Genomic DNA, 9,798 nt, shown 5'->3' on the forward strand with positions numbered 1-9,798 from the left:
GTTGGTGAAGCGCGACAGGTGCGCCGAGCCCGCCGAGAGCCCGGACTGGCGCTTGATGGGAGTCACCCCGCAGTAGGTGGCGAACTTGGGCTCGGTGGGGAAGTCCGCCACCGCGCCGGCCTCGGAGACGATGATGGCGGCGGTCTCGGGGCCATAGCCGAACTCGGCCTGCAGCGCCAGCAAGCAGCGCTTCTCGGCCAGCAGGGTGCGGATCTGGCGCAGCAGTGACTCCAGCGCCTGGACATAGGCGTCTTCCACCGCAGGAGGCAAGCAGACCTCGGCGAATGCCTGCTGCAGGGCGCTCGCGTGATCGGCGCCGAAGCGGCCGCGGGTCCAGCGGCTGAGGGCCTGGGCCAGGCGCCCCAGAGGGGTGCGGCGCAGCTTGGAGATGCGCGCGTAACGCTGCAGGGTGCCCAGGGCGGCCTCGGTTGACCAGTCCGAGAACACGGAGCACACCAGCCACTCCGGGGCATATTCGGCGAGGGTGGCGCGCAGGCGGTTGAGGCAGCGGCGCAGGTCCCTGGAGACCGCTTCCAGGCGCCGGGAGAGCACGCGCAGGGCCTCGAGCTGTGGTTCCATGGGGCGCACACGGGGGAGCGCGGCATGATTCTGGCGCGCGAACTGAGCGATGACCTGGGCGTCATAGGGATCGGACTTATGGGGCTGGCCCAGCGCGAGGTGGAAGCGGTGCACGCGCAGGGGCTGGGCGAGGTAGACGGTCTCCTCGCGCTGCGCCAGCAAGCGCATGAGGGCGCGCGCGTTGCCGCCGGCTTCCTCGGAGGCGAAGCGCACGGTGCAGGCGCCTGCGCAGACACGGAGTTCGTCCAGGGCGCGGCGCATGGCGGCGGTGGTGTTGGGGACGCGCTTGCGCTGCCAAACCACCTCACCGGCACCATTCACGGCGCACAGGGCGTGAAAGAAACGGCCTACATCAATGCCCACCCACCAGATTTGCGGTTCCACGGTCACCTCCCATGTGATAGACTTGCGCTGAGCGCAGCCGAAGCGATGAGCAGGCCCACCCGTCAGTCCACGACTCTCTCAGCGACCCCGAGCGATCGGGGCGCAAACGGCCGATCAGGCAGGCGGGAGGGAGTGGGCCGGGGCGGCGATTCGACGGGAGCGATCCCGACTCGTCGGGACGCAATACGAGTGAAGCCATACCCCGGCCCCCTGCCTCACCAGGCTAGCGCAAGGCAGGCCCCTTGGCAAGCGCTCGGTTCATCTGCAACCTCCGCCACTTACCATAGCCGATTCGATGCCATCTCCGGCACCACCGCCGACCAGCGCAAATCCTTCCTGCGGCTGATCGAGGACGCCGCAGCCAGCGACTGCCCCTTCAAGTTCGTGCTCGTGTACGACATCAAGCGATTCGGACGCCTGGACAATGACGAGGCCGGCTACTACCGCTTCCAACTGCGGCGGGCCGGCGTCGAGATTGTCTATGTCTCCGAGGGCTTCAATGGCGATGACACCGATGACCTGCTGCGCCCGGTCAAGCAGTGGCAGGCGCGCCAGGAGTGCAAGGACCTCTCGCGGGTAACCATCCGGGGCCTGCTGAGCCGCAGCGCCGAGGGCTGGTGGAACGGCGGCACCCCTCCCTATGGCTACGACCTGGCCTACTTCTCCGGTGATGGCCAGTTCCTGATGACCGTGCGCTACCAGCCCGACTGCTCCAAGCTGGTGCTGGACGAGGATGGCAAGGTGACCCGCGAGGTGCCGCGAGGGGAGTCCCTGACCTTCAGCAAGCGCGATCACTGCCGCCTGGTGCCGGGCGAGCCGCAGCGAGTGGAGGTGGTGCGGAGAATATTCAACTGGTATGTCCACGACGGTCTGGGCTTCAAGGGCATCGCCGACCGGCTGAACCAGCAGGGCCTCCCCTCCCCTCGCGCTGGCTCGTGGTCATCCCATCACGGCGACAAGTGGGCGATGACCTCGATTCGGGACATGCTTCTCAATCCCGCCTACGTCGGTGACCTCGTCTGGAACCGCCTCACCTTCGCCAAGTTCCACCGCATTCAGAACGGCCATGCGGTGGCGCGCAAGGGTATCCCCGGCACCGGCCCCGAGCAGAACCGGCCTGATGACTGGGTGGTCGTTCGTGACGCCCATCCCGCGCTCATTCCCAGGTCGCTGTTCGAGGAGGCGCAGCGTAAGCGCGCCGTCAGGCGTGAGCGCTCGGGCTGCCACAACTACCGCGGCGGGCGCGGCGCCACGTCGTCTTACCTGCTGAGTGGCCTCATCCGCTGCCAGCGCTGCGGGCACAACTGGCACGGCTATGCCACGCGCAAGGGGCGCAAGCGCAATGACGGCTCCCAGGTCAAGACCCGCTACTACGCCTGCAGCGGCTATGTCAGCAAGGGCAACTCCTGCTGCGAGCGCTCGGTCATATCCCAGGAGCTGATCGAGGGCTGGGTGATGGAGCAGATTGGCGGCATCGTCCACGAGCACCTGGATAACGGCGGCGACAAGAAGCTGCGCAAGATGATTGAGCAGGAGGTAGCTGGCGCGGGACGGTCTGACGGTTCGGAGGCGGCCCAGGTTCGCCAGCGCCGCGCCGACATCGAGGCTATCATCAACAACCTGCTCGACAACATCACCCCTACCAACCGCGAGTGGGTGGACCGGCGCATCGAGAAGCTCAGGGACGAGATGGTGGAACTGGAGCGCCGCGAGGCGGCGTTGGGCCAGCAGCAGGATCGAGAGCAGCAGGCGGCGCTGCTGGTTGACCATGCTCTGGCCCTAGCCCGGAGCTTTGACCGCTTGGTTGAGATCGGCACCATCGAGGAGAAGCGGACGCTGGTTCGCGCCTTCCTGCGCGGCATCGACTACGACCCCGCATCGCAAACCGGCAAGGCGCACTTCCTGCTGGTGCCGAACGCGGGGCACGATGACGAGGGGGCCGGCCCGTCGCCGGGAGGCTTGCACGGGGACGCTGCCCAGCAGATGTCTTCTGGTAGTAGCGGATCGGGTGACACCCGATACCATGAGAAAAGACGTGCCGCCGGTGACGGCACGTCTTCTGTAATCATGGTAGCGGGGGCCCGCTTCGTAGCGGAAAAGAAGACAAGGCCCTACCCGTGGACGCGCGAAATCCCATTCAAACTCGGTTTTGAGCGTGATTTGCGGCCTGGCGAGCGCCCCAAACCCCGGCACCTGCGCGTCGTGTCGGGCGCCAAGAAGGCCAAGGTCGCTGGTTCGAATCGCGGTCGGCTCGCCCAGGCAGCCCACTAGCCGTCACCCGCTTCCAACCCGCGAGTAGGTAATGCAGCCCCCGGGCAACCGTCACGCCGGACGGACGCACTCTGTCACAGATGCACCCTACATGCGGGATCTCGACCACATACCCATCCGGTTATGGTGAAAGCGCGCCCGCGAAGCCGCCGACGTGAGCCCTAAGCAAGGTTATGGGACGCGATGAGACGGACGGCTCGCGACTGACCACCGGGCGGGAATCGGAGTCGCGTTAGCATCGTCTTGCCATCGCCGCCACCCCGTGCAAGACCAGCTATCCTACGGCCACGTTCACTCCTACTGCTGCAAGCAGGATAGGCCCGTGCTCCGGGCGAAGGTAATGCGGAGACAAATCATGTGGTGCCGCCGTGCGCGCATGAGCGCGCATGGACGCGCGAAATCAGGGTGAATGGGTAATGAGAAGAGCATTCCAGGTAGCGATGGCGTCGTTGCTCGCCACCAGCATGATGGCGGGCGCCTGGGCGCAGACGGTCAAGTGGGTTCGTGAATCGGATTCATCGTTCTCCACGCCGACCCTGTACCCCAACGCGGCGCGGCCCACCGGGGTGGCGATCGCGAACGGGCGGCAAGTGATGGTTCTCAACGGAGACGGGTCGGTGGTGATGGAAACCACGCTCGATGGCGACATCGCCACCCCGGTCACGGTTGCAGACGTGGATGGCGATGGGGCGGTGGAGCTGATCGTGGTGCTCGCTCATGGTGACGTCGTGTGCCTGAGCCGCGAGGGAAAAGAGAGGTGGCGATACCGCACCGGTTCGACGCGTGGGGAGTTCAAGCTGCCGGTGGTGGCCGACGTGCACCCCGCGCCGGGCCGGGAGGTGATAGTCGGACTGCAGGACGGGTGGTTGTACTGCCTCAGCGCCCGGGGTGAGCTCCTGTGGCGCTTCTACGGGGATCGCTCCCTCGCAGGGCCCCCGGCGGTGGGTGACCTTGATGGCGATGGCGCACCCGAGATTATCTACGGCACCGAAGCCACGCACGTGTACTGCCTGACCGGGCACGGGCTGGTCAAGTGGCGCTTCGAGGAAGTAGCGCCCTATGATCGCTCCGGGCCCAACCTGGCGGACCTGGATGGCGACGGCAAGGTCGAGGTCCTCATCACCCGCAGCGACGTGAACCGGTATCCGTGCCTGATCGCCATTGACCCTAAGGGCCGATTGATCTGGCGCACCCAGGACATCGCGCACGGATACGTATCCAATGCCACGGTGGACCTGGATGGCGACGGCAAGCTGGAGATATTGCATGCCGATAAAGTCGGAAACGTGTATTGCGAGAACCACGACGGCACCCGCCGCTGGACGGTTCCCCTTGAGAACTACGGCATTCTCTGGGCGCCGGCGGTGGCGGACCTCGACGGCGACGGGCAACTGGAAGTCGTCGTTGGCCAGCGCATGTCCGGCGGGTCCGCGGCGGGGCTGCAGGTTATCGGCTCGGACGGCAGCGTGAGGCCCGCCCCCGGCGTTACCGGGGGAGCGAACGCCTCGCCGGCGGTGGGTGACCTGGACGGCGACGGCAAGCTGGAGCTGGTGGCGAGCATGCAGTATCCCGATCGGCTGGTTTGCCTGACCTGGGGCGCGGGCGGGCGCGTGGGGTGGCCGTCGCTGCGGGGCAACTCCGCCATGACCGGGGCCGACCCGAGCGTGGCCCCTGGTTCGCCGGCGCCGGCGGCGAAGATGATCCGGTCGGGCCAGGCCGCGATCGGCGCGGGCAGAGCGTATTGGGGTGACAACACATGGCTGGTGACGTGGCGGCAGCCGGCGCCGGAGGGCGCCTTCATCGAGCTGACGGCGGTGGCGGCAAGCGGAAAACGCGAGGTCGTCATCCAGAATCTGAAGCAAGGCGCGACGTCGGCGCAGGTCAACTGTTTCCTGGCTGCCGGGGGGGCATTCGACATCAGCGCCAGGCTCCTGGTCAACGGCGAGACGGAGCCGGTGTTCGCGGCCACCGCGACGGTGCGGACGGAGGCGCCGGAGTTCTGTGATGATGCCGGGGTGGAGCAGGCGGTGAACGGGGCCGTAGCGGCGGGCAGAGCGGCGGGTGCCGAGTCCATCGGCCTGGGGGCCGACCTGCTGCTGCTGCGCGCGCAGGAGCGGTCGGTTAATGAAATGAGGCAGGCCGGCGCTGCGAACACCGAGATCGCGACCGCCGCCAGCGCGCTGCGCCAGCGGGCGCGAGAGCTGATCAAGCTGGCGACGGCGCTGGGCGGTCTGTGGTCGGGGGGCGACACGGGCGCCTTCGCGGTGTGGCAGGACCCCAACCCGTGGGATACGTTCGACCCGCGGGCGATTCCCGAGGATCTCCAGACCTGGCCGGTGGTGAAGCACCAGTACGCCGCCGACGTGGACGAGCCGCTGCCATCGGAGCGGCCGGTGAAGGTCACCGCGTACGGCAACGAGTTCGAGAACCTCGCGCTCAACCTCTTGAACACCACGGCGAAGGCCATCTACGTGAGATGCACCTTTCAACGACCCGCGCGCGCAGGCGGCTCGAAGCCCCGGCCATCGCCGGAGCTGGCCCAACACGTGACCTTGCAGCGGTTGCTGCCGGTGGCCGGCGCCTTCATCGACATAGCGTATGACGCGCTGCCGGAGCTCGACCGCTCGGGCGTGATCGAGCTGGCCCCGCGTGAGGTGGCCCAACTATGGCTGACGCTGACGACCCAGGGGCTGGAACCGGGCGCCCACCGGCTCACGCTGTACCTGGGGACGGTGGCGGAGAAGGATAGTCTCACCTTCCGCGAGGTGCCCATCGAGATCCAAGTGTGGCCGGTGAGCCTACCGACGGACAAGTACCAGTTGATGAACGGGGTGCACCTGGACGCGGCCTCGGACCAGGCCTTGCAGAACATGATTGACCACGGGATGTCGGTGATCTACGGCTCGTCACTGCCGCGGGTACCGGTTGATGAGCGAGGGAACCTCGCCGGCGAGGTTGACTGGACGAGGTTCGACCAGCAAGTGGCGCGCGTTCCCAAGCACTGGCAGTTCCTGTGGGGGCGCTATCCGACCCCCATCTTCCCCAAGGGCGTCGCGGCGCCCGCCGAGAGCGAGCTCTACTTCAACGGCGTCAAGACCGCGATCGGGGAGATGGTGAAGCATCTGCAGTCAATGGGCGTCGGCTACGACCGGTGGGCCTTCTACCCCGTTGACGAGCCGTGGATCGTGGGCTTCACCAACATTCCGCCATTCCGCCAGTTCTGCACGCTGACCAAGCGGGCCGACCCCAATGTGCGCAACTACGCCGATCCGTCGAACTTGGTGCGCATTGAGTATATAGAGGAGTTCAAGGACCTGATTGACATCTGGCAGCCGCAGGTTGACGTCCTGAAACATGACCGGGAGCTGGTGAAATGGTTCCAGGAGAACGCAAAGATGTTTTGGTTCTATGAAGCTGCCGGACCGGCGCAAGACCTGCTGCCCTTGGGGCACTATCGGACGCGCCCCTGGCTGGCCTGGTATTTCGGGGCGACGGGGTCCGGGTTCTGGGTCTACAAGGACCTCGACATGTGGTGGCCGCTGGAGGACACGCCCTACGGAGCGGTGTACCAAAGCGACGATGAGGTCGTCAGCTCGCGCCGGTGGGAGGCCGTGCGCGACGGGGTCGAGGACTGGCGAGCGCTATACGTCTTGCGCGAGGAAATCGAGAAGGCACGCGCCTCCGGCCGTACGGCTGAGGCTGACGCGGCCCAGGCCCTGAGTGACGAAGCCGTGGAGGCCATCATCGGCAGTCAGCCGAAGCACGCGGATGAAAGGGTTTGGGCGACCGGCGATTACGGCAGCGAGATAGATTTCGATGTACTCATGGACTATCGCGCCAAGATCGCCGAGCAGACTATCAGGCTGCGGCGGCGGTAGCGGACCCGCGGCGCACGATCAGGATCACCGGGCGGTCCGGGTGGCGCATGAGCGCGGATGGACGCGCGAAATGAGGTGAACGGGTAATGAGAAGAGCATTCCAGTTGGTGATGGCGTCGTTGCTTGCCACTAGCATGATGGCCGGCGCCTGGGCGCAGACGGTCAAGTGGGTTCGTGAATCGGATTTATCGTTCTCCACGCCGACTCTGTACCCGAGCGCGGCGCGGCCCACCGGGGTGGCGGTCGCGAGCGGGCGGCAGGTGATGGTTCTCAACGGAGACGGGTCGGTGGTGATGGAAACCACGCTCGACGGCGACATCGCCACCCCGGTCACGGTTGCAGACGTGGATGGTGATGGGGCGGTGGAGCTGATCGTGGTGCTCTCTCAGGGTGACGTGGTGTGCCTCAGCCGCGAGGGAAAAGAGAGATGGCGATACCGTACCGGTTCGCCGAGTGGGGACTTCAAGCTCGCGGTGGTGGCCGACGTGCACCCTGCGCCGGGGCGGGAGGTGCTATTCGGGCTGCATGACGGGTGGTTGTACTGCCTCAGCGCCCGGGGCGAGGTCCTGTGGCGCTTTTGCGGGGATCGGTCCGCCGCGGGGCCCCCGGCGGTGGGTGACCTTGATGGCGACGGCGCACCCGAGATCGTTTACGGCACCCAAACCACGCACGTGTACTGCCTGACCGGGCACGGGCTGGTCAAGTGGCGCTTCCAGGAAGTAGCGCCCTATGATCGCTCCGGGCCCAACCTGGCGGACCTGGATGGCGACGGCAAGATTGAGGTCCTCATCACCCGCAGCGACGTGAACCGGTATCCGTGCCTGATCGCCATTGACCGTAACGGCCGTTTCATGTGGCGCACCCAGGACCTCGCGCATGGCTACGTATCCAACGCCACGGTGGACCTGGATGGCGACGGCAAGCTGGAGACCTTCCACGTCGACAAAGCCGGAAATGTCTACTGCGAAAACCATGACGGCACCCGCCGCTGGATGGCCACCTTCGAGGGCCACGGAATCTTCTGGGCGCCGGCGGTGGCGGACCTCGACGGTGACGGGCAACTGGAAGTCGTCGTCGGTCAACGCATGACCCAGGAGATCAGCAGCGGGGCGGGGCTGCGGATGATTAGTTCGGACGGCAGCGTGAGGCCGGCCCCCGGCGTTACCGGGGGAGCGAACGCCTCACCGGCGGTGGGTGACCTGGACGGCGACGGCAAGCTGGAGCTGATGGCGAGCATGCAGTCTCCGGATCGGCTGGTTTGCCTGACCTGGGGCGCGGGTGGGCGCGTGGGGTGGCCGTCGCTGCGAGGCAACTCCGCCATGACCGGGGCCGATCCCAGCGTCGCCGGTGGTTCGCCGGCGCCAACGCCGAAGATGAACCGCTCCGGCCAAGCCGCGATCAACGCGGGCAGAGCGTATTGGGGCGATAACACGTGGTTGGTGACGTGGCAGCAGCCGGCGCCGGAGGGCGCCTTCATCGAGCTGACGGCGGTGGCGGCGAGCGGCAAACGCGAGGTCGTCATCCACGACGTGAAGCCTGGCGCGACGTCGGCGCAGGTCAACTGTTTCCTGGCTGCCGGGGGGGCATTCGACATCAGCGTCAGGCTCCTGGTCAACGGCGAGACGAAGCCGGTGTTCGTGGCCACCGCGACGGTGAGGACGGAAGCGCCGGAGTTCTGTGATGATGTGGGGGTGGAGAAGGCGGTGAACGGAGCGGTGGCGGCGGGGAGAGCGGCCGGCGCCGAGTCCATTGGCCTGGGGGCCGACCTGCTGGTGCTGCGGGCGCAGGAGCGGTCGGTCAAGGAGATGAAGCAGGCCGGCGCTGCGAACACCGAGATCGCGACCGCCGCCGGCGCGCTGCGCCAACAGGCGCGAGAGCTGCTCGAACTGGCGACGGCGCTGGGCGGTCTATGGTCCGGGGGGGACACGGGCGCCTTCGTGGTTTGGCAGGACCCCAACCCGTGGGATGCGCTTGACCCGCGGGCGATTCCTGCGGATCTCCAGACCTGGCCGGTGGTGAAACACCAGTACGCCGCCGGCGTGGACGAGCCGCTGCCATCGGAGCGGCTGGTGAAGGTCACCGCGTACGGCAACGAGTTCGAGAACCTCGCGCTCAACCTCTTGAACACCACGGCGAAGGCCATCTACGTGAGATGCACCTTCCAACGACCCGCGCGCGCAGGCGGCTCGGCGCCCAATGAATCACCGGAGCTGGCCGAACACGTGACCTTGCAGCGGGTGCTGCCGGTCGCCGGCGCAACATTCAGCGACATAGTGTATGACGTGCTGCCGGACCTCGACCGCTCGGGGGTGATCGAGCTGGTTCCGGGCGAGGTCGCCCAGTTGTGGCTGACGGTGAAGACCCACGGGCTGGAGCCGGGCGCCCACAGAGTCACCCTGTACCTGGGGACGGTGGCGGAGAAGGATAATCTGACCTTCCGCGAGGTGCCCATCGAGATCGAGGTGTGGCCGGTGAGCCTGCCCACGGACAAGTACCAGTTGATGAACTGGGCGCAACTGAACGCGAGCTCGGACCAGGCCTTGCAGAACATGATTGACCACGGGACGTCGGTGATCATGGGCCCGTCACTGCCGGGGGTGCCGGTGGACGAAAAGGGCAACCTCGCGGGCGAGGTTGCCTGGACGAGGTTCGACCAGCAGATGGCGCGCGTTCCCAAGCACTGGCA

General features: G+C 66.7%; 4 protein-coding genes. 3 read left to right on the plus strand and 1 reads right to left on the minus strand.

Annotated features, from left to right (window positions below; genetic code table 11):
- Positions 1-963 (minus strand): IS110 family transposase (locus VM221_01655; GenBank protein ID HUT73522.1); only part of this gene is annotated, 963 nt, incomplete at its 3' end.
- A 189-nt stretch (positions 964-1,152) separates the two neighbouring features.
- On the opposite strand from VM221_01655, the gene VM221_01660 reads away from it, so the two are divergent.
- From VM221_01660 to VM221_01670, 3 genes are all read left to right on the plus strand, one after another.
- The gene (locus VM221_01660; GenBank protein ID HUT73523.1) at positions 1,153-3,234 is read left to right on the plus strand and encodes a recombinase family protein; all 2,082 of its coding nucleotides are present in this window, start codon (positions 1,153-1,155) and stop codon (positions 3,232-3,234) included.
- A gap of 416 nt (positions 3,235-3,650) precedes the next feature.
- Positions 3,651-7,112 (plus strand): FG-GAP-like repeat-containing protein, encoded by a 3,462-nt coding sequence (locus tag VM221_01665; GenBank protein HUT73524.1) that lies wholly within the window; start codon positions 3,651-3,653, stop codon positions 7,110-7,112.
- Positions 7,113-7,198: 86 nt separating this feature from the next.
- On the plus strand, positions 7,199-9,798 hold a 2,600-nt coding region (locus tag VM221_01670), incomplete at its 3' end, for a VCBS repeat-containing protein (protein ID HUT73525.1).

Source organism: Armatimonadota bacterium (assembly GCA_035527535.1).
In the GTDB taxonomy this organism is placed as follows: domain Bacteria; phylum Armatimonadota; class Hebobacteria.

What these genes read in the sequence shown, in the direction of transcription:
- VM221_01665 (HUT73524.1), top strand. Translation starts at nt 3,651, where the DNA reads ATGAGAAGAGCATTCCAGGTAGCGATGGCGTCGTTGCTCGCCACCAGC.